At 76.0% G+C, this 897-nt stretch carries 1 protein-coding gene; it reads right to left on the bottom strand.

Annotation, left to right across the window (positions count from 1 at the left end):
* Window positions 1–115: 115 nt before the first annotated feature.
* Window positions 116–897 (bottom strand): phosphohexomutase domain-containing protein (locus tag CCN44_RS42085; protein ID WP_462509674.1); only part of this gene is annotated, 782 nt, incomplete at its 5' end.

Below are 897 nucleotides of genomic sequence, written 5' to 3'. Positions count from 1 at the left end.
CCCGGCCGGCACGGCCGCCGTGCCCTCATGGCCGGCCGTGCCCGTGCCTGCCGCGGGCGGCGGCGCGGACGACTCGGCGGGGTGCCCCCGGGGGCACCCCGCCGAGTCGCGGGCCTCAGATGCCGGCAGCCGCCGACAGGTCGCGCTTGACGGCCGTCAGCAGCTCGGCCGCGCGGGCGCGGGCGGCCGGGAGGGCGTCGTGCGCGGAGACCGGCACGACGACCTCCAGGTAGCACTTCAGCTTCGGCTCGGTGCCGCTGGGGCGGACGATGACCCGGGCGCCGTCGAGGGTGTAGCGCAGGCCGTCCGTGGGCGGCAGGCTCTCCGTGCCCCGGGTCAGGTCCTCGGCCCGGACGATGGGCAGGCCGGCCAGCTCGGTCGGCGGCTGCTCGCGCAGCCGGCGCATCGCGTCCGCGATCAGCGACAGATCCTGGACGCGGACCGACAGCTGGTCGGTGGCGTGCAGGCCGTGCTCCACGGCGAGGTCGTCGAGCAGGTCGAGGAGGGTACGGCCCTCCTCCTTCAGCACGGACGCCAGCTCGGTGATCAGCAGCGCGGCGGTGATGCCGTCCTTGTCGCGCACGCCCTCGGGGTCCACGCAGTAGCCGAGGGCCTCCTCGTAGCCGTAGCGCAGGCCGTCGACGCGGGCGATCCACTTGAAGCCGGTCAGGGTCTCCTCGTACGGCAGCCCCGCCTTCCCGGCGATCCGGCCGAGCAGGGAGGAGGAGACGATCGACTCGGCGAACGTGCCCTGGGCGCCGCGGCGCACCAGGTGGGCGCCGAGCAGCGCGCCGACCTCGTCGCCGCGCAGCATGCGCCAGTCGCCGCCGTCCTTGACGGCGACGGCGCAGCGGTCGGCGTCGGGGTCGTTGGCGATGACGAGGTCCGGGTCGGCGG

The organism is Streptomyces tricolor (assembly GCF_002155905.1).
Lineage (GTDB): Bacteria > Actinomycetota > Actinomycetes > Streptomycetales > Streptomycetaceae > Streptomyces > Streptomyces tricolor.
The sequence above is the reverse complement of the archived record's forward strand: the minus strand, read 5'-3'. Positions and strand labels throughout refer to the sequence as shown.